The sequence below is a fragment of the Methylophaga thiooxydans DMS010 genome (genome assembly GCF_000156355.1).
Classification (GTDB): Bacteria; Pseudomonadota; Gammaproteobacteria; order Nitrosococcales; family Methylophagaceae; genus Methylophaga; species Methylophaga thiooxydans.
In genome coordinates this window covers 19,822-43,059 of sequence record NZ_GG657899.1, presented here as the reverse complement: position 1 = coordinate 43,059, position 23,238 = coordinate 19,822, and the positions used below count along the sequence as shown (strand labels likewise).

At 44.8% G+C, this 23,238-nt stretch carries 18 protein-coding genes; 8 read left to right on the top strand and 10 right to left on the bottom strand.

The features are described 5' to 3' along the window. Positions 1-58: 58 nt before the first annotated feature. The gene (locus tag MDMS009_RS09045) at positions 59-328 is read left to right on the top strand and encodes a hypothetical protein (RefSeq protein WP_008291687.1); all 270 of its coding nucleotides are present in this window, start codon (positions 59-61) and stop codon (positions 326-328) included. A gap of 50 nt (positions 329-378) precedes the next feature. Here MDMS009_RS09045 and MDMS009_RS09040 read toward each other — a convergent pair whose 3' ends face one another. Beyond that, positions 379-2,043: a cation acetate symporter gene (locus MDMS009_RS09040; RefSeq protein ID WP_008291733.1), complete on the bottom strand. Its 1,665-nt coding sequence runs from the start codon at positions 2,041-2,043 to the stop codon at positions 379-381. Continuing rightward, positions 2,040-2,351: a DUF485 domain-containing protein gene (locus MDMS009_RS09035; RefSeq protein WP_008291456.1), complete on the bottom strand. Its 312-nt coding sequence runs from the start codon at positions 2,349-2,351 to the stop codon at positions 2,040-2,042. Before MDMS009_RS09035 ends, MDMS009_RS09040 begins: the two co-directional genes overlap by 4 nt. Before the next feature lie 219 nt (positions 2,352-2,570). On the opposite strand from MDMS009_RS09035, the gene MDMS009_RS09030 reads away from it, so the two are divergent. From MDMS009_RS09030 to MDMS009_RS09015, 4 genes are all read left to right on the top strand, one after another. Beyond that, positions 2,571-4,829, top strand: a complete 2,259-nt coding sequence (locus MDMS009_RS09030) for a lipopolysaccharide kinase InaA family protein (protein ID WP_008291340.1) — start codon at positions 2,571-2,573, stop codon at positions 4,827-4,829. Between the two features lie 36 nt (positions 4,830-4,865). After that, on the top strand, positions 4,866-5,504 hold the full coding sequence (gene alkB, locus MDMS009_RS09025; RefSeq protein ID WP_008291295.1) for a DNA oxidative demethylase AlkB: 639 nt from the start codon (positions 4,866-4,868) through the stop codon (positions 5,502-5,504). A 166-nt stretch (positions 5,505-5,670) separates the two neighbouring features. Beyond that, positions 5,671-6,804: an HD domain-containing phosphohydrolase gene (locus MDMS009_RS09020; RefSeq protein WP_052298157.1), complete on the top strand. Its 1,134-nt coding sequence runs from the start codon at positions 5,671-5,673 to the stop codon at positions 6,802-6,804. A 529-nt stretch (positions 6,805-7,333) separates the two neighbouring features. Next, positions 7,334-9,349, top strand: a complete 2,016-nt coding sequence (locus MDMS009_RS09015) for an ATP-binding protein (protein WP_406564442.1) — start codon at positions 7,334-7,336, stop codon at positions 9,347-9,349. On the opposite strand, the gene MDMS009_RS09010 is transcribed toward MDMS009_RS09015, so the two are convergent. From MDMS009_RS09010 to MDMS009_RS08990, 5 genes are all read right to left on the bottom strand, one after another. Then, positions 9,346-10,242 carry a crotonase/enoyl-CoA hydratase family protein gene (locus MDMS009_RS09010; protein ID WP_008291267.1) on the bottom strand — a complete coding sequence of 299 codons (897 nt, stop codon included), beginning with the start codon at positions 10,240-10,242 and terminating at the stop codon, positions 9,346-9,348. The genes MDMS009_RS09015 and MDMS009_RS09010 overlap by 4 nt on opposite strands. A gap of 234 nt (positions 10,243-10,476) precedes the next feature. After that, on the bottom strand, positions 10,477-11,460 hold the full coding sequence (locus tag MDMS009_RS09005) for a histone deacetylase family protein (protein ID WP_008291268.1): 984 nt from the start codon (positions 11,458-11,460) through the stop codon (positions 10,477-10,479). Between the two features lie 36 nt (positions 11,461-11,496). Continuing rightward, positions 11,497-13,914: an EAL domain-containing protein gene (locus tag MDMS009_RS09000; RefSeq protein ID WP_008291426.1), complete on the bottom strand. Its 2,418-nt coding sequence runs from the start codon at positions 13,912-13,914 to the stop codon at positions 11,497-11,499. A 15-nt stretch (positions 13,915-13,929) separates the two neighbouring features. Continuing rightward, positions 13,930-17,541, bottom strand: coding sequence for an EAL domain-containing protein (locus tag MDMS009_RS16080; RefSeq protein ID WP_008291280.1), 3,612 nt, complete (start codon positions 17,539-17,541; stop codon positions 13,930-13,932). A 70-nt stretch (positions 17,542-17,611) separates the two neighbouring features. Further along, positions 17,612-18,556 (bottom strand): YbgA family protein, encoded by a 945-nt coding sequence (locus MDMS009_RS08990; protein ID WP_008291778.1) that lies wholly within the window; start codon positions 18,554-18,556, stop codon positions 17,612-17,614. 102 nt (positions 18,557-18,658) lie between these two features. Here MDMS009_RS08990 and MDMS009_RS08985 point away from each other — a divergent pair, with 102 nt between their 5' ends. Together MDMS009_RS08985 and hemH are read left to right on the top strand one after the other, a co-directional pair. Beyond that, the gene (locus MDMS009_RS08985) at positions 18,659-19,558 is read left to right on the top strand and encodes a TIGR01777 family oxidoreductase (protein ID WP_008291485.1); all 900 of its coding nucleotides are present in this window, start codon (positions 18,659-18,661) and stop codon (positions 19,556-19,558) included. Positions 19,559-19,564: 6 nt separating this feature from the next. Then, a complete protein-coding gene (gene hemH, locus MDMS009_RS08980; protein WP_043888126.1) occupies positions 19,565-20,578 on the top strand; it encodes a ferrochelatase in 1,014 nt (337 codons plus the stop codon). Here hemH and MDMS009_RS08975 read toward each other — a convergent pair whose 3' ends face one another. From MDMS009_RS08975 to flgA, 3 genes are all read right to left on the bottom strand, one after another. Then, complete coding sequence (locus MDMS009_RS08975; protein WP_043888124.1) at positions 20,579-21,067, bottom strand: flagella synthesis protein FlgN; 489 nt, start codon at positions 21,065-21,067, stop codon at positions 20,579-20,581. It abuts the gene before it with no gap. Positions 21,068-21,082: 15 nt separating this feature from the next. Continuing rightward, positions 21,083-21,379, bottom strand: coding sequence for a flagellar biosynthesis anti-sigma factor FlgM (flgM, locus tag MDMS009_RS08970; RefSeq protein ID WP_052298156.1), 297 nt, complete (start codon positions 21,377-21,379; stop codon positions 21,083-21,085). A 90-nt stretch (positions 21,380-21,469) separates the two neighbouring features. Then, a complete protein-coding gene (flgA, locus tag MDMS009_RS08965) occupies positions 21,470-22,126 on the bottom strand; it encodes a flagellar basal body P-ring formation chaperone FlgA (protein WP_237700503.1) in 657 nt (218 codons plus the stop codon). Between the two features lie 179 nt (positions 22,127-22,305). Here flgA and MDMS009_RS08960 point away from each other — a divergent pair, with 179 nt between their 5' ends. After that, positions 22,306-23,226 (top strand): chemotaxis protein CheV, encoded by a 921-nt coding sequence (locus tag MDMS009_RS08960; protein WP_008291253.1) that lies wholly within the window; start codon positions 22,306-22,308, stop codon positions 23,224-23,226. Positions 23,227-23,238: the final 12 nt, after the last annotated feature.

Here is a 23,238-nt window from a genome sequence, read left to right as displayed (position 1 = left end):
TTGTCACATTAGTTACTGATAACCATTGCCACGAATAAACATCAACGGAGAAACACCAATGAATGGTAAAAATAAAGCGTTATTGACGACCATCGTAGCCGGCTTCTTGCTTTCTGCTGCAAGTCAGGCACACCCTCTCCTTTCATATGATGATCTGACGCAAGCTGAAAGACAGCGGATGAAACAAAACTACGAACGCAGTGGCGGTACGTCTGTTGCCACCCAGCAAACTGACGACAAGTGGCTGACCAATACGCCCAACACCTGGGGCTATATTATCAACAAAGAAAAACTTCGCATGAAGCAAATCCAACGCTCAGCCAAGTAGCTTATTTCCTCATCTGAACATTGCCAGCAAACTGGCAACAATAGATCACGTTAGTGATCATTGTTCGCGCCATGTGCGCCTATTCCCGTTTGTGAGCGTATAAATTGATGTTCAAACAAGGCCCGTTCCTGCTTGCCCTGCTCACTTCTATCCGTAACCGAAAACAGCCATATCAATACAAATGCGGTAATAACAGAAAATAATGCAGGGTATTTGTAAGGGAAGATTGCCTCGGCGTTACCCAAAATATCAACCCAGACGATAGGTCCCAGAATCACGAGCACAATCGCCGTGGTAAGACCGGCAAACCCACCAATCAACGCCCCTCTGGTCGTCAGTTTTTGCCAGTACATGGATAAAAATAAAATCGGGAAATTGGCACTGGCAGCAATCGCAAATGCCAGGCCAACCATAAAGGCCACATTTTGTTGTTCGAATAAAATACCGAGCACAATAGCGACGAGCCCCAACACCAACGTGGCGATTCTGGATACACGAATCTCATCCTTCCCGGTCACCTGACCTTTTTTGATCACACTGGCGTATAAATCATGCGATATCGCTGAAGCCCCTGCCAAGGTCAACCCTGATACCACAGCCAGGATAGTGGCAAAGGCGACTGCTGAAATAAAGCCAAGGAACATATCGCCCCCTACCGCTTGTGACAGATGAATGGCCGCCATATTATCTCCACCAATTAACAGACCTTCGCTATTAAAGAAGTCGGGGTTATTGGTTAACAACACGATGGCGCCAAAGCCAATAATAAAGGTCAAAATATAGAAATAACCGATAAAACCAGTGGCAAAAAACACTGAGCGTCGAGCCTGTTTCGCATCGGCCACTGTGAAAAAGCGCATAAGAATATGCGGTAACCCGGCGGTACCAAAAATCAATGCTACCCCAAGCGAAATCGCTGATATCGGGTCGGTCACCAAGCCCCCGGGAGCCATGATTTGTGAACCTTTATCATGTACTGCAATCGCCTGCTCAAACAACACATTTATATCAAAGCCGACGTGCTTAAGCACCATAATGGCAATAAACGTAGCCCCAGAAAGCAGTAATACGGCTTTGATAATTTGTACCCAGGTCGTCGCAATCATGCCGCCAAACGTCACGTAGAGCACCATAAGAACTCCCACAACCACCACAGCAAACTCATACGGCAAGCCGAATAGCAACTGAATCAATTTACCCGCGCCCACCATCTGCGCTATGAGATACAAGGCTACCACCGCCAAAGCGCCGAACGCGGACAACGTTCTTATCGGTAATTGTTGTAAGCGGTAAGACGCGACATCAGCAAAGGTGTAACGCCCCAAGTTTCGTAATCGTTCCGCTATCAGAAAAAGAATTAATGGCCAGCCAATCAAAAAGCCAATGGAATAAATCAAACCATCGTAGCCGGATAAATACACCAGACCAGAAATACCCAGAAATGAAGCCGCTGACATGTAATCACCAGCGATCGCCAATCCATTTTGTAAACCAGTGATGCCACCACCGGCCGCATAATAGTCTGATGTCGATCGTGTTCTTTTGGCTGCCCAATAGGTAATCATCAAAGTGGCAGCGACAAACAGTAAAAACATGATGACCGCAGGTAAGTTTAATGCTTGTTTTTCTACTGCACCGTCTATCGCATCAGCGGCAAAGCCAAGCTGTGGCAACAAAAAAAAGAGTGTAATAAACAGTTTTTGTAGCAATCTCATTGTTCGATCTCGCTGATAATTTGCTGGGTCATTTGATCAAAATCGGTATTCGCTTTGTGCACGTAAACACCTGTTAAAACAAATGCCACTAAAATCACGAGTACTCCGATGGGAATGCCGATGGTGATAACACTGCCCGCCACCACAGGCTGAGCTAACCACTGCGGGGCAAAGGCGATCAGTAAGATAAATGCGAAATACATCAGCAAAATAATGGTTGCCAGTCCCCACGCCCAGCGAGAACGTCTTGCCACCAGCATGTGAAAATTAGGGTTACGTTTTACCTTGTTATAACTGTCCGCACTCATGGTTTTTCTCTCTTTATCATTATTGCCTACGCCGAGTTGTATTTTTTATCGCGGTTGGCTCGATTATGCTGACTTTATCTAAGCAGTACAAACCCGCTAATTATTCGCTTTTGGTTGAGCTTCATGCTCAAAAGATTCAAAATAGTCCTTTAAAGCAAATTCTTAGCATTGGTCTGCCATGTCAATAGACCTGCATCAATAACTACTTTGGAAATATTCATGACCGGGCAGCCGCAGTCAAACACCCCAAAAAAAATTAATGCCGTAATGAATGGCTCGCTTTTATTGACTGCATTGAAATATGTAGCAAAAGGCGGACTAAGCCTAAGAGGGGGTCATATCCCTCAACCCGGTCACACCGTACCTGATGATTTTGCAGGCGTCGGTGTAACGGCATCGGCCGATCCTGCTGTTGATGATTTTATTATCAACAAGCTGGCTGAATTGAACATTCGAAACGTACGTATCGACTACAGTTACGATGACGAGCAAGGCCCTGTTGCTCGACTGTTGGAACGGTTGTTAGACACCGATCTGCAAGTCATGCTGCATCTGGTACAACCTTTCGAAGCAGCCTACGCAATGAAAAAACCTGAAGCCCAGCAACGCTGGCAAGATTTTGTTGTGGCGACATGTAACCGCTTCGGTGACAAAGTACATGCTATTGAAGTCTGCTCAACCATTAATCGTCGTCGCTGGGCCGGCTACGACACCGAGGGCTTTTTCACTGCTTGGCAAATTGCGCATGATGAAATCAAAACCCGCCAAATAACACTGGCAGGGCCGAATATTTCTGATTTTGAGCCGTTTTATACCATGGCGGTATTTGATCGCTTACGCAAAGCGGAGCAATTGCCTGATATTCACACCAATAACCTGTTTTGTGAACGTGTCACCGAGCCGGAACGGTTTGATCACCGCATCCTCGGCTTCAAATGGGCCACACGCCTTAAAGTCAATCTGGTCAAAAAAGCGCAATTGTTACAACGCATTGCCGCTAAACAGGGTGTGTCAGCGCTTGTCTCCCCTGCCGCATTCTGGACCTTACCGCGTATTGAACGGCTACTGGTCAACAGTGAAGAAAAGCAAGCTGATTACCTCAGCCGCTATATGGTGTTACTGGCTGCTTCCGGCGCTATGCGCCAAGCTTTCTGGGGACCCTTTTTGTGCTGGCGAGAAGGTTTAATCGATGACGGCAGCGGCCGCTATCCGAAACTGGAACGCATTACACACTATCAAAGCATCTTAGGTGAGCTAGAAAACTTCCGTGTTCGCCCGGCTTTTGTCGCGATGAAACAATTCATCGCTCAAATTCCGGGTAGCGTGTATCTCGGTGCCTTACACACATCAAATAATGTGGAAGTGCATGCTTTTATCAACAATGACCGGCTGATTCACGTTGCCTGGACGATTAACGGTAAAGCCTTAAAACTGGCTGAGTTGTATCGAGATGAAGATATGCAACGGGCAGCATTTGAAAATCGCGACGGCAAGACGTTTGAAGAAATGCCGTTATTTATCAATGAATCTCCACTGTTTTTGAGCTGGTCATCGCAAGTTTCAATTAACTTAAAACCTGTGTCCGGTGCGTTGCCTCTCGAATCGATCTATGCCCATCGAAGTGAAGGCCATTATTACCCGCATAACAAAGATGGCTGGAAAGGCATGATCGTTGCCGATTCAGCCGAACAGGCGGCGCAACTGGTAGCAAAATTTCATCCCGACAATCTAGCTCAAGCAACAGAACAAAACACGCTGCGCAAAGCCCGTAATATTATCTGGACAGTAATGGGGCTTGAAGGCAACACAGTCGTCGCTAAAAAGCCCATCAAAATGCACCCTCACAAGCGATTGTTAGATAAGTTCAAACCCTGCAAAGCGCGACGTAGCTGGATTGCTGGAGCGGAATTATCACGTCGTGGTATCCCGACAGCACAACCGATTGCGTATTTCGAGAAGCAAAACGACCCGAGCTTGCTGCAAAACTTATTTATTTGTGAACAGGTGGATCATGATTTCTCAGCTCGTGAGATGATCGTGGCTTTTCATGATGGTGCTGATACCTATGAAGGTATCAAAGCTGACTCAGCCTACCGTCAGCTCAGCGCATTCTTGCTCAACATGCATGAGCACGGGGTATTTTTCCGTGATCTTGCTGGAGGCAATATCCTGATCAAAAAAGTAGGTGGCGATACACTACAGTTCACTTTGATTGATATTAACCGTGCTCGTTTCTACAACCACAGCACCCCGCTCAATCAACGTATTTCTGATCTGACAAGAATTTGCCACAAATTACACTGGCAAGGTCGCGAATTTTTGGTTGAGCATTACTTGCAGAGCATGCTAAAACGCAAACACTTCACGCTACGTTATCGAGTGCCCTTTTACCTGTATGACTTTAAGGTCAACTTCAAACGTCGGTATAGCCGTAAAGCAATCAAACGACTTTGGCGTAAGTTAAATAACAAAGACTAGCTTAACTGGCTTAGTCACTAGCAGAGCGATTTTTCAATGTCTTCAAAACCGAATACGACATCGCCATTAAAACCCATCGCCAACGAAAGCTATATATTGCCGGGGTTTGCTACTGCTAAAACCAATGCCTTGCTGACAGCCATAGAGGGTGTTATCCAGGTGGCGCCTCTTCGCCAAATGCACACACCCGGAGGCTTTAAAATGGCGGCTCAACTCACCAACTGTGGCAAATATGGCTGGGTAACCGACAGCCACGGATACCGTTACCAAACAACGGATCCAGAAACTAACCTGAGTTGGCCAACAATGCCTGAGCTGATTCATCAGTTAGCGCTTGAGGCCGCATCGGCGTGTGGTTTTGCACATTTCAAACCCGATGTTTGCTTGATTAATTGTTATCAGCCGGGGGCTGGAATGGGGCTACACCAAGATAAGGATGAGAAGGACTTTTCAGCACCGATCGTTTCGGTTTCCTTGGGTGTTCCAGCTATATTTCTATTTGGTGGCGCCAAACGTCAGGACAAACCCAGTGCCTACCTACTGAAAAATGGCGATGTTGTCGTTTGGGGTGGTGAAGATCGGTTGCGTTTTCATGGAGTCCAGCCAATCAAACTTGCCCACCACCCGATGACCGGTCAAAAAAGGTTTAATCTCACAATCCGTCAAGCCGCTTAGCAGTTAGGCTGGACGAAATCTCCAGCAATAGTGATAATGGGACAAATCATTAACTGATGTTACTATTCGAATGAAAATCAGTTCCTTTTTTTGACCCTCAGGAGATACATGGGTCGATAGTTGATGTGGCTCTATTGCAGGATGCTCAGTCATATTCGCCACGATAATGAGGTACGTTATCTTGACTGGCAAGACAACACAAAATCCTAGCGACCAGCCCTACGTGACAGCCAGGAGGCAAAGTATTCTGAAGAAAAAAAAGAATGTACTGATTATCGATGATCAGTCTACCGGTCGAACTATTCTCGAAAAAGTCATTCAGCAAATCTCAGACAACCTTCACGTCTCAGCCTTTGGTAATCCTGTGGAAGCTCTGAACTGGGTAAATGAGCATGAGCCCGACTTGATCATCACCGACTACCGTATGCCCGAAATGGACGGGGTCGAGTTTATTCGTGCTGTCAGACAAAAACCACATTGTGAAAATGTGCCCATCATGATGATCACCGTGGTCAGTGAAAAAGAAGTGCGTTATGAAGCTTTGGATGCAGGCGCTACGGCTTTTCTGACTCGTCCTATCGATCAAATTGAATGCCGGACCAGTTGTCGTAACCTGCTCAAAATGCATGAGCAACACCTGATCATTCAAGACAGAGCCGACTGGTTAGCAAGACAAGTTGAAGTGGCCACAGAACAAATCACTGAACGTGAAAAAGAAACCATCTTACGTTTAGCCAAAGCAGGTGAATACCGGGATGAAGGCACCGGTAATCATGTGATACGAATGGCCAAATATGCACGCTTGATCGCTGAATCACTGGGCGTATTTTCGAAACAAGATTGTGATGATCTGGAATACGCCGCCCCCATGCATGATATTGGCAAAATTGGTATTCCAGATAATATTTTGCTTAAACCAGGTAAACTGGATGCGACAGAATGGGCAGTCATGCAAACCCACACCACAATAGGTCATGCCATCCTCTCAGATAGTCAATCCCGCTACATGAAAATTGGTGCGATTATCGCGCTAAACCATCATGAACGTTTTGATGGTAATGGTTACCCCAATGGACTAAAAGGTGAAGATATTCCCCTTATCGCCCGAGTTGTAGCAGTGGCCGATGTGTTTGATGCTCTAGTCTCGTCACGCCCCTATAAAAAGGCATGGGACAATAGTGAAGCTATCGCCTATATCCAAAAACAGGCCGGTAGTCACCTCGACCCACAATGTGTTGAGGCATTTATGCAAAGCTGGGATGGCATACGTCAGATTCAAATTGAGTACAGTGACGAATAAGTCATTCAACATGATGAAGGTTATCCAAAGGACTATTTCATACTTTCAGTTTCTGATAAAAAGACTTGAAAGGTATCCAGACCCTGAACATGAACAAGCGTTTAAACTCAGGTTAACAATGGGTTTAGGCTTGATAGCCTACTTCTGCTTGCCATGGCAAGAAAATGAGACTTTTGTAGAAGCATTTACTTCGCTTCCTAGTATCATGACTTTGCTTTACTACAGTTTCGCATTAATCATTGCCGCGGCCATTCTGATCAAACCCACGGTATCTCCGATACGCCGGGTATTAGCCAATGCACTGGATCTGATATCACTTTCTGTCGTAATGTTTTTTGCTGGCTCAGAAAGTGTTTTTCTGTTTGTACTCTACTTATGGGTCATTCTCGGCAGCGGTTTTAGATATGGCGCGCCCTACCTCTATATTTCTCTCGCCGTCGGTATTGTTGGTTTTACTATTTCCATTACCTGGGGAGAGTATTGGCAAGATATTCAACACAAGCCTATTGGGCTCAGCCTGCTCATCCTGATGGTTATGATCCCGGTTTATTCTGCATTTCTAATCAAAAAACTTCATCGTGCTCTGGATACTGCCAAATTCGCCAACGAAGCCAAAAGTCGCTTTTTGGCCAGTATGTCGCATGAGTTAAGAACACCATTGAATGGCGTAATTGGTGTTGCCGATCTTATGCAGGAAACGAAGCTAAATCCTGAACAACGAGAGTTTGTCAGGATCATGCATAACTCTGCGAATACCTTACTCGGCCTGATTGAAAATGTTCTGGATATTTCTAAAATTGAAGCCGGAAAAATTGAAAGCATACGTTCAGAGTTCGATTTACATGAACTCATCACCACTGTCATCAAAATGCAACGCCCCATGGCAACCGCCAAGGATATCGCTTTATTCTGCAATATGGACCCACAAATACAATTTGCCGTGCACGGTGATCCGCAACACCTTAAACAAGTCCTGATAAATCTGATTGGCAACGCAGTTAAATTCACCACTAGTGGCTACATCAGACTATCTTTACAAGCTCAAGTCAGTAATACCGATGAGCAGGTAGTGAGATTTGAAATAAGGGATACAGGTATCGGCATTCCAGCCGAGTCACTGGATACTATCTTTGATGACTTCACTCAGGTAAACGCGGCAAGTGGTACAACTTCAGGCACCGGCCTGGGAACAACCATCTCGAAAGAACTTGTGGAACTGATGGGTGGTAACATAGGTGTCACAAGCCAGCTAGGTGTAGGCACTACATTCTGGTTTGAGCTACCATTGAAGGTAAATGAAAATAACGTTATGACGCTTGATAATCACAATATTCTGATCCTGAGCAGTGCCTCGCAACAGCAAGCGCTTAATAAAATGCTCAATACATGGGGACTGACAGCAGACTGGGTTGATAACTCAGCAAAAGCCTTAGCTGAATTGATACAAAAAGCCGAATCAACTGCGCCCTACTCCACTTTAATTGTCGACACCGACACCATGTTAGCCATTGAACCGGCCAAGTTCGCAAAAATGATTAAGTCTGATAGCTCATTGCGTGACTTATCTTTGATTCTCCTTAATACCAGTGGCATCAGTATTCACGACGATATCAGCAATCATTACATTTCTGTTATCAATGATGAAACGAACAAAACTGCACTCTTCAATGCATTACATGCGGCGCATTCATCCATCAATAGTCACGAAAACGTTGTCCGCTTAGCTGATTATTATGCCGCACAAGGTCTGACCAGACCCCTCAATATTCTGGTCACTGAAGACAATAAAGTGAATCAGCATGTATTAAAAGGGATTTTGCATCAGGCAGGGCACAAAACCCTTCTGGCTGATAATGGTGATGCTGCTCTGGATTTATTAAGTGATCCTGCTAACCAGATTGATATCCTCATTCTTGATATGAACATGCCCGGCATGTCAGGACTTGAAGTAGTCAAAACATTTCGGTTTATCGATACTTCCGCTTCCATGCCAATCATTATGCTAACAGCTGATGCAACCCCTGAAGCCAGACAGAGCTGTGAGCAGGCAGGCGTCGATGCTTTTCTAACAAAACCCATTAACTCGCGTGCATTAATTGAAACTTTAGCCCAGCTTTCTCAAGGTTTGGAGCTCAAGGTTGATATTGAAGATTCACACCAGACTAGCGATCAGGACTTAATCCTGGATGAAACGGCTATCCAACAATTGATTGCATTGGGCGACACCCACTTTTTACAGACATTAATTGAAAGCTTTAAACATGATGCGGTTAAACATATCAATCTCATAAAAAAGCACTGCCGGGATGACTACTTAACTTATCGAGAGAGCCTTCATGCCCTGAAAGGCTCGGCCACCGAAATGAGCGCTATTAAACTGGCTTCTTTGTGTGATTCTGCAGAACAGATAAAACCTGATGAACTCGGACAAGAGACTGTGCTGACGTTAGTCGAACAGATTGAGTCGAGTTTTGAGCAGACTATCACGCAACTTGAAGCCAAAATGGACTCCAAACAACGTGATAGTCATCAAGATAGCCATTAAGCTTGGCGACGGGCTTCTTTCGCTGATTGACGATTCACCAGTCGGGACATCATTCTGACATCTTTTGCTGTCAAATTGAGTGCCGCATCAGCCCAAACACCAGCGATAGCTGATAATTCTTCATAACTGACCGGGTTACAAATATCTTTTACTCGTGACATTGCTTTGTAAGTATTCGGTGATTTTTGTGCATTTTTAATATAGCGATAAAGCGCCAACTCACCTTCTCCTTTCTCAGCAAGAATATCAATGGCTCCCATCTCATACATTTCTTCGGCTGTATATAACTTACCGCTCAGGATCATTTCTTCCGCCTTTCTTGGCCCCACTTTACGGGATAACAAAGAATATGCCCCCATACCGGGAAAGAGGTTAAACAACACTTCAGGCAGTCCCATTTTCACGCCCCGCTCTGCAATGATGACATTGCTTGATAGTGAAGCCTCAAAGCCACCGCCTAATGCATCACCTTGAATCAATGAGATCGTTGTCAAATCAGAACCAAAATGGGACATATTGTCATACAAAATATCGACACAATGCATGGCATATGAAAACAGTGCCTGACGATTTTTTTGCTCAATCAAGTGCATAAACAGATCAAGATCACCACCCAAATTGAAAACACCGTCCACCTTGGAGCCCACTACCAGATAATCATATTTTTCATTATCCGTAGCAGCCATATCGGTTTTCACAGATGACAGATAATCTGTTAATTCATTCAATAAAGTTGGAGTGAAACAAGGACGTGGGGATCCCATCATATAAAACCAACCAACCTTGTATTTGGCATCGTAATGGGTGCTTAACTGCTCATACTCTCTTTTTTCAGGTAATGATTGCAGTGAATCGACTTTTTTATTCTCATTCAAATGGGCGGTGGCATTCATATGGGTTCTCCTTGAATGTTTGTATTAACCTCAGCCAGCTGTTAACTGATTCTCAGTACTTACAAAGCTTACAAAGCAGAAACTGTGCCCAATATCAACAAACCTGATCACAAAAATTAAAAATCTTTATTTAATAATAACTTACCCCCATAAAAAACCACTTGGTGGCTCTAGACTGTTACTGCAAAAAGGGCTAGAAGAAACATGGCTTCTATGCTGACAGAATTTTGACGATCACAGTAAAGCATTCAGTGCTTCAAGGTGACTGAGCACAGCACTGGCATTGCCCGTTGTGTTATAGCCCCCTTCAAGAATTGAAACCAGTCTGCTCTGACAATATTTATCAGCCATCGTCATCACCCAGCGAGTGAGTTGATAAAATCCCTGATCGGTAATATTGAAACAACCCAGAAGATCATCTTGGCGACTATCAAACCCTGCTGATATTAATATCAATTCAGGTTCAAAAGTCTCAATAGCAGGAGCAAGGTGTTGTTTAAATGCGGCCATGATGGTTTCATCATCGCTGCCACACTCCAGGTGCACATTAATGTTAAAGCCGAGTCCTGCTTTATCACCCTTTTTTAACGGACTACCGGTTCCTGGGTAAGCATACTGATCATGGGTAGAAAAGAATAAAACTGAGGGATCATCATAAAAAGCCCACTCGGTACCATTACCATGATGGTAGTCCCAGTCAATAATTAGGATCTTGTCAATCTTATACTGCTGTTGTGCGTATTTGGCTGCCACTGCTATGTGATTAAAAAAACAGAACCCTTCTTCCTGCCCTGTATTTAAAGCATGATGCCCGGGTGGCCTCGACGCACAAAATGCATTTCTAACTTGGCCCAACATGACAGCATCAACAGCCGCAAGACTTGCTGATGTTGCCAGTAAGGCACTGTCAAAATGTGTGGTCTGACTGGCAATGGCTTCAATATGGGCCTCAGAATGAACAAAAGATAACCATGGAAACGTTTTATCAGCGGCTAAAGGCTTGAGTTTAACCAGAGGTCTATGCCATACATTTTTTTCAACAGCATGCTGGATCGCCTGATATCTAGCAGGCGACTCCGGATGATTAGCAGAGAGTTGATGCAGCAAGAACTGCTGCTCCATAACGATACCGGTTGCCGCTCGGTTGTCCGCCCTAGCCGGGATAAGGTGACTCGATAAAGAGCAAGCAGCCAAACTTAAAAAGTGACGACGATCCATACATCCTCATCCTCATAAACGCGGTTAATTGACAATTCAGGTTGCCCGGATCTCCGCCTTTATTGAATTTTCCAAACTGCTATTTTGTGTCGGCTTAAGAATGCTATCAATAGGTACCGGTCTGCCTAAATGATAACCTTGTCCATAGTCGATGCCGATTGATTGTAATTTTTGCCATACATCTTCATTTTCGACAAACTCAGCAATCGTTTTCAGGCCCATAACATGGCCAATATCATTAATGGATTTGACCATTTCAAAATCCAGCGGGTCGTGAGCCATATCTTTTACAAACATACCGTCTATCTTAATACTCTTGACTGGTAAGTGCTTGAGGTAACCGAAAGAAGACAAACCACTGCCAAAATCATCTAAAGAAAATTCACAGCCCAATTTCGACAATTCACTGATAAAACGAGTCGCTTCACGAAGGTTACTGATGGCAGCCGTTTCAGTTATTTCAAACTTAATTTTAGAGGCTGAGAATCGGGCTTTTTCAAATAAGTCTGAAATAAGCTTGAGCATCTCATCATTACCCAGTGAGGCTCCAGACAAGTTAATGGCTATTTTTCTAAGATCAGGAACTTGATTGATATGTTTCTCAAGCCAGTCAAAGGTCTTTTCCAACACCCATCGATCTACTTTATCTGATAGATTATACCGTTCGGCAGAGGGTAGAAAAGCACTGGGTGGCGAGAGATCACCTTGCTTATTTCGCAGCCTGAGCAACACTTCATATATCTCCGCTTTACCGCTTTTAGCTGAGGTGATGGGCTGTACAAATAACTCAAACCGATTTTCGGTCAACGCCAGCTTAATTTCATTCACCCAATGAAATTCCCCTTGCTGTTCTACTAAGTGCTTGTCGTCATCCTGATAGATATAAACTCTGTTTCTGCCTGCATTTTTTGCTGCATAGCAGGCTGTATCCGCTTGTTTGAGTACCTCAGTCATGTCAGTAGTGTGTCGATGGATACTGCTCACACCAATACTAGCGCCGATAGTAAAGACGCGTGAATCCCACACAAACTGGAACAGCTCGATCACCTCACGAACTTCGGTGGCGACTTTCTCAGACTGCCCTGGGTCGCAGTGCCTCATTAAAATGGCAAACTCATCCCCACCCAACCTTGCCAGCGTGTCACTTTTCCTAACTTGCCCAATGAGTCGCTGACCAAGTTGACGTAATAATTCATCGCCCGCTATGTGACCACAGGTATCATTAATCACTTTGAACTGATCTAAGTCAATGAAACAAAGCGCATGGACCGAGTCATGCTGGCGTGCATCCTGAACCAGTTCAATTAACCTTCGTTCGAACTCGGTACGATTTATCAGTCCTGTCAGATTGTCATGAGTAGCTTGGTAGGAAAGCTTATTTGCCAGCACACGTGCTTCAGTAATATCTTCCTGGATAGCGACAAAGTGCGTTATTGTCCCCTCATCATTTCTAATCGGGGCGACATACTCCTTTATCCAGTAGAGCTCTCCACTTTTACGTCGATTCTGAATCTCACCGTTCCACTCCTTACCGGATCGAATGGATGCCCACATTTCCTCTATCATTTCGTTGTTATGGTGATCTGAACGATAGACCTCCGGCGTTTTGCCGATAACATCTGCAGCCATATAGCCAGTGATATGCTCACAACGTGGATTTACATACTGAATGATTCCTTCCGCATCCGTTATCAGAATGCCGTTAGGGCTTGCCTCAACCGCGCTGGATAAGGTCAGCATATGAGCCTGACTAGCCTTGAGTTGAGCATTGACCGTCAGCAATTCCTGAGTACGGTTTTGAACTAACTCTTCACGCTGATTAACTTCACGATTAAGCTCATTCACCAAGAGGCTATTCTTGTGTCGTAGGTTTAACTCATTCACTACATTTTTATAGGAGCGTCTCGCCAAAGAGAGCAACATGCTGTAGTAAATCAGTAACGCTATAAACAAAAAATAAGATAGTGCTTGCGTTGAAGGATCGTGATAACCCTGGTAAAAAGTCACGCCAAGTAACGCTAAAACTTGAGGTAACGTATAGGCAATATAGGCGGGAAACCATACGGATAATACAGGCACTCCGGCTGTGGTGACCCCACATACCAGAACATAAAATAAAGTATTGATCTGAACATCGTCGATCAAAAAATAGAATGTGCTAACACCAGCCCAAGCGAATCCCATCAACAACGTCAGCCAAACATGGCGAGTGATCCAGGTTATTGCAGGTGCTAAATGCTTATTTTTGAGGTGTGAATACCAAAGCCCTAAACGACAGACCGCAATCAGACAAATGCTTATGGACCAAATTTTCAGTACATCAGCAGAAACATGGTCAATAAATAACCAATACAATGCAATGACAGTAAAGATGATGGCAATATTCGCATATGGCGTTTGTTGGTATAGCAGCAAAGCCTGATTTTTCAGAACAACCTGTTCATGCCTATCCATGGTAAACGAGGACCGTTATGACAAACCGTTGAGAATATCATCAATTGGTGCTGGTTTGCCAATAGCATAGCCCTGAACAAAATCGACGCCGATTTCACTCAATTTAGCCAGTATGGCTTCACTCTCCACAAATTCAGCAATCGTTTCCAGCCCCATCACATGACCAATCTCATTGATTGATTTCACCATTTCAAAATCCAGTGGATCGATGAGCATATCTTTGACAAACATACCGTCAATTTTCAATGAGTCGACTTTCAATTTTTTCAAGTAAGCAAACGATGATAGGCCACTGCCAAAGTCATCTAAAGAAAAGTGAATGCCACTTTCTCTTAGTGTCTCAATGAACTTGGTTGCCGCTCGTAAGTTGGCAATGGCTGCTGTTTCGGTAATTTCAAATTTAATTTTTTCGGCTGGTATTTTCGCTGTTTCTAATTGCTCGATAATGAATGTCAGCATCGATTCATCCCCCATGCTCAAGCCAGAAAGATTGATAGAAACAGTCGCCACCTTATTTAACTTGGCAGCGTTTTTATTGAGCCAATCGAAGGTGTGTGAGACAACCCAGCGATCAATACGGTTTATGGAATTGTAACGTTCAGCCGCAGGTAAAAAGGCGCCAGGTGGCGAAATTTCACCGTCTTTACGTAACATCCTAACCAGAACCTCATAACTCATACCTCGTTCGGGGTTCATTACTGGTTGAATCGGTTGTGCATAAAGCAAAAAACGATCATCATCCAATGCGTCGTTTATTTCCGTACTCCAATGAATTTCGCCACGGCGTTGTTTCAATCGCAGACTGTCTTCACGATGGACTTCGACGCGATTTCGCCCCGCATCTTTGGCTGAATAACAAGCTGTATCAACATGTTTTAAAGCTTCGTTGCTATCGCGTGTGTGCTGATCGATGATCGCCAGCCCAATACTGCCACCAACGGTAAAGGTATAGTCTTGCCAGTGAAAGCGAAAATCCTGTAATAATTGCAGAATCTGCTCACACGCTTTGTAAGCCCGGTCAATACTGCAGTGCTCCATCAATACAGCAAACTCGTCACCGCCAAGCCTGGCGATGGTATCGCGTGAGCGCACATTGCTTTGCAACAAACTCCCAATCTGACGTAATAGTTCATCGCCGGCAATGTGACCACAGGTATCATTAACCAGCTTGAATTGATCCAGATCCAAGAAACATAAAGCATGCTCTGTCAGGTTATGCTTGGCCGCTAACACCACGCGCTCTAAGCGTAGGTCGAATTCGTGACGGTTGATCAAACCCGTTAGCTGATCGTGAGTCGCTTGATAAGACGTTTCTTCACTTAAGCGTCGCGCCTCCGTGATATCAATTTGTGTGGCGACAAAATGGGTGGCATGACCTTCCGAATTCAACATCGGCGCGATAAGCTCCTGCGCCCAGTACAAATCACCGTTTTTCTTACGATATTGCAACTCGCCACGCCAGTCATCACCACGCCGAATAGTCTGCCAAATTTCATCATAAATACCGGGCATATTAACCCCGGAGTTAATCAGATCAGGCCAGCGCCCTAATTTTTCATCATTGTGATATCCGGTAATCGACGTGAACTTCGGGTTCACGTATTCAATCTCGCCAGCTCGATCCATCACCACGATGGCATTAGGACTGTGCTCAACAGCTAAAGACAGTTTTTCCAGTTTTTGTTGCGATGCTTTGAACTCGGTAATATCACGGGCAATTCCCTCAACACCTATCACTTCCTTGTTGTCGTTATAACTTGGTACTTCGGTTACCGCTAAAGTGTGTAAGCCGCCTTTTTTATCTAAGATTTCAACTTCATAATTAGATTTGTAACCAGCGAGCGTGTGTTCAGTAAATAAAGGCACCAGCTGATTGACCTCCGTTTCCGGTAAAAAGCTCAGATAGTGCTGTAAAAACTCTTCCTGACTGTACCCAAGAATCAATGTCACCGAAGGGCCGACATAATTGAAAATACCATTGACATCATGACTGTAGAGGAAATATTCGTCTTGAAGGTTTTCTACCAAGCGTCGATATTTTTTTTCACTTTTTGCCAACAACTCACTACGCCGCTGTAACTCTCGAGTCTTTTTTGCCACCTCATTTTCAAACCGGTTATAACGCCCAGTTATGGTCAACAACCAGATACTGGTCAAACTAAAACATATTAAGGTGACAATCATGACCCCATACACATACCAGTTGGAGTAATGGCTCATAAAGAAAGACGATGGCGTATATTCAACTAGCCACATATCATCCGAATAATTGATCACATGCGCTTTTTTAAAAATATTATTCGCGACATCATCCACTCTCTCACTCGCAATAGTGTCAAATAAGCGTTCACCTGTGCTTTGCCGAGTCACGGCGAAGTCGACCCAGGCGTGAACCTGAGACTGATATAAATCTGAAAACAAGGCCTGCACATTGATCATCTGTAATACATAGCCCATCACTTGTTCACGCTTATCTATCACCGGTAACAGATAAAAAAACGAGTCCGAACCATTATTTAAGTTTGGCAGTAGGTTTTTGACGGTAAAGATGCTTTCTGAGGAAAGATTCTCTTGTTGGCACAAAAGCCTCTCCTCAAATGCACACAGATTAACGCCTAGCAGAGCAGAATAAGGCGTTTCTGCTTCGGTCTGTTCCACAGTGAGGTAACGCACCACCAGAGCAGCTTGATTGAAAGAGGCGTCATTACTCTTATTCGAGATTGAATCATGGTTTTTTATATGCAAGCCGGTGTCACGCTGAAACTGGTTCAGTTGCCCGGGTCGAATGAACTCTAACCAAGCCAGCGCTTTAACATCAGTGTGCTGTTGCTTGAAATCAGCCAGAAAGTGCTGAAACTCAGACTCCGTGACCTCTTCGCTGTTTCCGAAATAGGCTTGCATCGATCGTAGTAAGCTACGATGATAATTTAGCTTATTTTCGATCAACGTATTGACTAGTCTTGTACTAGAATCAAACCGCGCATGGTTCAGGGCTCTGTCTCTATCTTGTGCGATCGATAACATCAGCAGTAATACACCAAACAGCACCACCAGCGGCAAACTCACACTCATAATGCGTGTCCGCCATAGCTTTCTGGGATAAGCAAAAAAACTGAACATGATGGGGCATACCATCACCACGCCAATGACTTTACCCAGCCAAGAGATAGCAAAAGGGCTAACAGTATCGGCTAGTATGGAATCACCAGTTAACGCCACCCCTATTGCAATGACCCCAGATGAAATCAGTGGCGCAATAACAGCGGCCAGTAGGAAGAAGGTGAAGATCTGTTTATCCTGATTCAGCAGCGAAGGCCAACGACTAAAACGAATAAGCAGATATCGGGCTGAGAAGGCGAGTAGTAAGGATTCTACGCCCATGATGGTGGCAATATTTACTGATGCGCCATCTGACCAGCCATGCAGGCTCATGGCTAACAAAAACTCACCGAAAAAGGCAGCAGGTAATAAGCTAAACCCCCAAAGCAAAACGGCGGATACGGCGATACTCGCAGGCAGCCACATTAAGATATTATCGATGTGGGGAAGCGACAAAACACTTAGTGAGTTGCCCAAGCTAAAATAAATAAATATCAGTAATAAATTACTGAGAATAACTCTATTCAATGCTACTCAGTCCCTGATTCGCCCTGTAACTGAAGTTTAACTGAGAATGTCTATTAGATCACAGTATTCGTTATATCGCATTTCGTAGGCTCAAATCATCTGGGTATGGCTGTAGATAGGCCTGCTGGGAAATATACGGGTCAGGATGGTTATTAAAGTGGTGTTTAAGTAATGTTACCGGAACAATCAAAGGGAGCTGCGCGCTGCGATACTGTTCGATGATTTGTGCCAACTCCGCTTTTTCTGCTGCCGAGATTTTTTTCTTCAAATAGCCCTGCAAATGCATCAAAACATTCGTATGCGTTTTTCGTGAAGCCAGTGATGTCAGCACTGTCATCAGTGCTGCAAAATACTGCTCGCCGAGAGCATCTATATTCTGATTACCAGCATCGGCTAGCATACGACCGAGCTCAGAATATTTTGCTGGCGAATGAGCCATCAACACATATTTGTAACGAGCATGAAAGTCGGTCAGGCCTTTTGGTGTCAGCCCTGCTTTTTTCAACTCCTGCCAGTTGGCATAGGCGAACACACGTGTAACAAAGTTTTCTCGTAATAATGGATCACATAACCTGCCTGATTCCTCTACGGGCAATAAAGGATGAGCATCAGTAAAAGCTCGGGCATACAGGCCGCGACCGGGCGTAGCTGCAGGATAACCGTTCTCTTGGTAAACTTTGACCCGAAACAACCCGCAGCTCGGTGAGTTTTTCATAAAAATATAGCCAGATAAATCCGCATGCTGTTGCGCTTTTTGTTCACCAAACTGTGTCAATTCAGCGGTATAATCCAGCGCTTCATCATGAACGGCGACTGCTTTAGGTTTATCAACGTCGCCCACCAGCCGAATCGGCTTACGAGGAATGCTCATACCGATACCCACCTCGGGGCACTCGGTGATAAAATCAAAATAACGAGCAAGACTGTCAGTTGCCAAACGCAAATGCTTATGAGTTCCGTCATAACGCACTTCCTGCCCCATAAGGCAGCTACTGATACCAACTTTAATTTTCATCTTTTCACACTCGCTTGTCGCGGGATAATTTATCTTAACACTAGCCAAACTTTAGGCTACAACTGTGTTCTATAATTTTGACTCGCAGAGGATGAATTTTTTATGAATTATCTGATAACCGGCGGCACAGGGCTTATTGGGTCAGCAACATGTCAGCAGTTACAAGCGGCTGGACATACGGTCATGGTGCTCAGTCGAAACCGAGACAAAGTTTATCAACGCTGCGGTTTGTCCGTCGTTGCGATTACTGACCTGAATGAAATAGGCCACGCCGAGCAAGTTGATATTGTCATCAACCTTGCGGGTGCCCCAGTTGCCGATGCGCGCTGGAGCAAGCATCGCAAAAAAGAATTGGAGCAAAGTCGTATCGCATTGACTGAATCACTGGTTGACTGGATTGCACAACGCGATAAAAAACCATCAAGCCTCATTAGTGGATCTGCTGTGGGATGGTATGGCGATCAGGGAGACACGATTTTGACTGAAACCAGCGGCTATAACGACGAGTATGCCCATCAGCTATGTGAACGCTGGGAACAAGCCGCTTTGAAAGCACAAGCATATGGGGTTCGTGTATGCATTGTCAGAACCGGGCTTGTTATCGCCAATGGCGGTTTCCTCAATCGTATGCTTTTACCCTTCAAATTGGGGATTGGCGGACGAATTGCTGATGGCAAGCAATATATGCCATGGATCCACCACAACGATATAGTCAATCTGTTTATTTTCCTCAGTAAAAAGCCGGAGGCTCAGGGTGTGTTTAATGGAACAGCTCCAGCTCCCGCCACCAACGCAGAGTTCACACAAACCTTAGCAGAAGCGTTACATCGACCGGCTGTTTTACCCGTGCCCGCCTGCGTGCTAAAACTAGCGTTGGGAGAAATGTCTGAATTACTACTCGGCGGCCAACGTGCACTGCCTGCAAAAGCACAACAAATCGGTTTTGAGTTTCTCTATACTGACCTACACAACGCCCTAACAACCACTCTAAAACAAGCTTGAATCAATATGACTAAACGCGCTGTACTTTTGGCCAACCTTGGCTCACCCGATGCTCCTGTCACACCAGCTGTTCGTCGTTACTTGCATCAGTTTTTAATGGATCCATATGTCATTCAATTACCCTGGCCGCTGAGAAAGGCGATTGTGAGTTTGTTTGTGTTGCCCACCAGACCCAAAGCCTCAGCAGAAGCTTATCAAAGCGTCTGGATGGAACAAGGTTCACCCTTAATTGTATTGTCCGAAAAACTTAAAGCCGCGTTAAAAGCAAAAGTGGATGTGCCTGTAGAAATGGCGATGCGCTATGGCAAGCCGAGCATTGAAGAAAAAATACTCACTCTCACGGCAGATAAAGAGATTACAGAACTGCTATACATTCCTTTGTATCCTCACTTTGCAGATAGTACTGTTACCACATCAGTAGAAGAAGCCAAACGGGTCATAAAAAAGCATCGCCTCGATATCCAATTACGCACCGTCGAACCGTTTTACGACAATCCTGATTACATAGAGGCGCTCGTCAAAAGTGCTGAACCTTATCTGGAGCAAGATTACGATCACATCGTATTCAGTTATCACGGTTTACCGGAATCACATATCACTAAACTCGACGCCACGGGTGAGCATTGCCTGAAGCAACAGAATTGCTGTCAGCTCAATAAGCCCGAGGTTCATAAAACCTGTTATCGCCATCAAGTGATGCGGACTACGCAGTGTTTTGCACTGCAAGCCGGCTTAGCTGAAAACCGTTATTCTGTTGCGTTTCAATCTCGACTGGGACGCGCTAAATGGTTAGGGCCTAATACTGAAGATCGTTTAGAAGAGCTTGCTCAAGCTGGCGCCAAAAAGGTGCTGGTTATTTGCCCGGCGTTTGTCACCGATTGCCTTGAAACATTGGAAGAGATTGCGATACGCGGTGAAGAAGTGTTTAAACAAGCAGGCGGTCACAGCTTGAGCTTAATACCCTGTATGAATGACCATCCTGCTTGGGTAGATGTCTTAGCTGACTGGTGTCAGCCGTAATCAAACACGCCCTAATAAGGGCTGTCTGACAACTTGGCTAGTGTATTCACCACCGGGCCCATATGAGCTTGTTTCTGGATCACGACCACGCAGAATACTAATGGCTTTGACTAAGTACTGGCGATTCACATTAACGATGCCGCCGTTAATCTGATTATGCTCACGACATGATTTTGCCACGACACGTAGTTTATTCAGCAAACTATTCAAATGTTGAGCTTCAGGCTCTGAGTGGTTGGCAATAAATGCCTCTAATCCCGTCTTGCCACCGGGGAATCCTGCCGCTTTAAGTAATTGCTCACGCTGACGTCCAAGCTGTTCGAGTTGAACAACATGTGGCTGCTTTTGTTGATTCAGGGAAGTGATCTGATCGAGCTCTGCATTTTTCAATGCATCACGTTCTTGTTGCAACAGTTGTGACAATTGTGAAGACAGGTTGAGTTCTGCTTGTAAAATCGAACTAAGTTGTTGCATGGCGTTCATTGACATGAGGGATGTCCTTGCTTAAAAGTCTCCCTCAAAATCAATCATTTTTCGTGCCAACTCCTGACTGTCGATTTGGTAACTACCATCTTCAATGGATTGTTTAATCGCTTCAACTCGCGCCGTATCAACTTCAGGAACACCTGTCAGTTTTTGCTCTAACACCGCAAGTGTGTCGCTGAGACTCACTTTATCAGATTCTGTATTAGGTGCTGATGCAGCAGCAGTGGATGCCTGCGAGCTCCTATTACGGTCCAGGTTACGAGACGAACTGATGTCCGGCTGCAACGAGGGTTTGTTGGTATTAATTTCAGACATTTTACTGTCTCCGCTTATATTCTATGATTTGGGTATCGGCCAGATAATTGAAAAGTTGAGCTTTTTTCTCAACTTTTTTCTCTGGCATCATTACATGGTGACTTTTACTACACCCGGCGCATGAACAATTCCTTCGACAACACGCTTTGACGAACTATTCTTCACTTTTACCTTTTCACCTACGCTGGCATCTCCCATCGCAGTACCATTCATTCTTACTTCCATACTTCCGGCGCTCGCAACCAGAATGATTTGCTCACCACGCCGTATCACTTTTTCTTGTTTCAAACCACGCGGAGGTAATGCCATTCCCATTGATAACGGGTATTTTAACTGTTGGCCTATCACTTTGTCTGTCGATTGAATATAACCTTGGCGTAATTCCCCGATATCCATCATTTCCAATGTAATATCGGCCTTACTCAGGGTTTCATTAGCGACTAGTGATCTTGCAGCCACCACGACTGGCTGTAACACTTTTACTTTAACCGGCACGTACACTGTCCATTCAGTGGGTGACGAACAACGCACACCAACAGTACGGTTGCCCAATGTGTTGGAGACCGAATTGGAAAAAGCCTGTAAAGCTTGCTCGCATTGTTGTAAACGCAGTCGCTTATCTAAGGCCTCAACAATAATTTGTGGGTTATCATAATTTGCCTGTGCCTCAGCGGCGGCATATAAAAAAGCGGTTTGTTCAATATCCGCTAAAGCATGGATGGTTTGTGCCTTTACAGGATTCGTCAAAAATATGACACTTACCATCAAAGTTATAAAATATTTATTCATTTTGACTAGCCTCGCTAGCTATTGTGACTTAACGTGAGTAGAACTTTGCAAAGAACATGCCTGTATTAATGGCATTAAAATTAGTGAAGTTAAGCTGAGTTTGAGCCGATAGCCCTAACAGTTTTAACGGAGGATGCATGAGCAGTATCATTGATGGCGTTGATCAACGTACCAACTTGGCCGGCAACAACCGCTTGGAGTTATTGTTATTTCGCTTAGGTGGCTCACAACTCTACGGCATTAATGTTTTTAAGGTGCGAGAAGCCATTCCCTGCCCGGCGTTAACAAAAATGCCGAATAGCCACCCGGATATTCGTGGCATTGCCTCCATCCGAGGCAAAACCATCAGCATTGTTGATCTGTCACAAAGCATTGGTCGCAAAGGCATCGGCGACCCCGAGAGCAACTTTGTTATTTTGACTGAGTACAACCGCACCGTGCAGGGCTTTTTGGTCAGTCAGGTCGAGCGCATCGTCAATATCAGCTGGTCTGAGGTATTACCTCCTCCTTCAGCTTCTGGCGCAGGTAATTACATGACCGCCATTACCAAGGTAGATGACAAAATCGTCCAGATCATCGATGTCGAGCAAGTTCTGGCTCAAGTGATGAATATTACCGCGGCAGTATCCACTGATCTGGCTGAAGATTTAGCAGAAAAAAACACACAGGCGCGTAAGCACATTCTAGTTGCTGATGATTCGAGTGTCGCGCGCAAACAAATCAAACGCACATTGGTTCAAATAGGTCTGGATGCAACAATTGCCAAAAACGGTAAAGAAGCCCTGGAAATTCTGAAGGGTTGGGCTGAACAGGGTTTAACGGTAAGCGAGCACGTTTCTTTGCTGATTTCTGATATTGAAATGCCCGAGATGGACGGTTACACACTGACTTCTGAAATTCGGAAAGATCCAGCGTTAAAAGATCTGCAAATACTCTTGCACACCTCAATGAGTGGCACCTTCAACCAAGCACTGGTTAAAAAGGTCGGTGCTGATAAATTTCTGCCCAAATTTTCTGCTAATGAACTGGCAGCAGAAGTGCAAGCATTGATTCAATAGACAAAAAAAGGC

Coding starts and splice junctions, on each gene's coding strand:
- flgM (WP_052298156.1), bottom strand. CDS start 21,379: ATGTCTGAAATTAATACCAACAAACCCTCGTTGCAGCCGGACATCAGT.
- MDMS009_RS08960 (WP_008291253.1), top strand. CDS start 22,306: ATGAGCAGTATCATTGATGGCGTTGATCAACGTACCAACTTGGCCGGC.
- MDMS009_RS08990 (WP_008291778.1), bottom strand. CDS start 18,556: ATGAAAATTAAAGTTGGTATCAGTAGCTGCCTTATGGGGCAGGAAGTG.
- MDMS009_RS09010 (WP_008291267.1), bottom strand. CDS start 10,242: ATGAATGCCACCGCCCATTTGAATGAGAATAAAAAAGTCGATTCACTG.
- MDMS009_RS09045 (WP_008291687.1), top strand. CDS start 59: ATGAATGGTAAAAATAAAGCGTTATTGACGACCATCGTAGCCGGCTTC.
- MDMS009_RS09005 (WP_008291268.1), bottom strand. CDS start 11,460: ATGGATCGTCGTCACTTTTTAAGTTTGGCTGCTTGCTCTTTATCGAGT.
- hemH (WP_043888126.1), top strand. CDS start 19,565: ATGACTAAACGCGCTGTACTTTTGGCCAACCTTGGCTCACCCGATGCT.
- MDMS009_RS08975 (WP_043888124.1), bottom strand. CDS start 21,067: ATGTCAATGAACGCCATGCAACAACTTAGTTCGATTTTACAAGCAGAA.
- MDMS009_RS09030 (WP_008291340.1), top strand. CDS start 2,571: ATGACCGGGCAGCCGCAGTCAAACACCCCAAAAAAAATTAATGCCGTA.
- alkB (WP_008291295.1), top strand. CDS start 4,866: ATGTCTTCAAAACCGAATACGACATCGCCATTAAAACCCATCGCCAAC.
- MDMS009_RS09020 (WP_052298157.1), top strand. CDS start 5,671: ATGAGGTACGTTATCTTGACTGGCAAGACAACACAAAATCCTAGCGAC.
- MDMS009_RS09015 (WP_406564442.1), top strand. CDS start 7,334: ATGGTTATGATCCCGGTTTATTCTGCATTTCTAATCAAAAAACTTCAT.
- MDMS009_RS08985 (WP_008291485.1), top strand. CDS start 18,659: ATGAATTATCTGATAACCGGCGGCACAGGGCTTATTGGGTCAGCAACA.
- MDMS009_RS09000 (WP_008291426.1), bottom strand. CDS start 13,914: ATGGATAGGCATGAACAGGTTGTTCTGAAAAATCAGGCTTTGCTGCTA.
- MDMS009_RS09035 (WP_008291456.1), bottom strand. CDS start 2,351: ATGAGTGCGGACAGTTATAACAAGGTAAAACGTAACCCTAATTTTCAC.
- MDMS009_RS09040 (WP_008291733.1), bottom strand. CDS start 2,043: ATGAGATTGCTACAAAAACTGTTTATTACACTCTTTTTTTTGTTGCCA.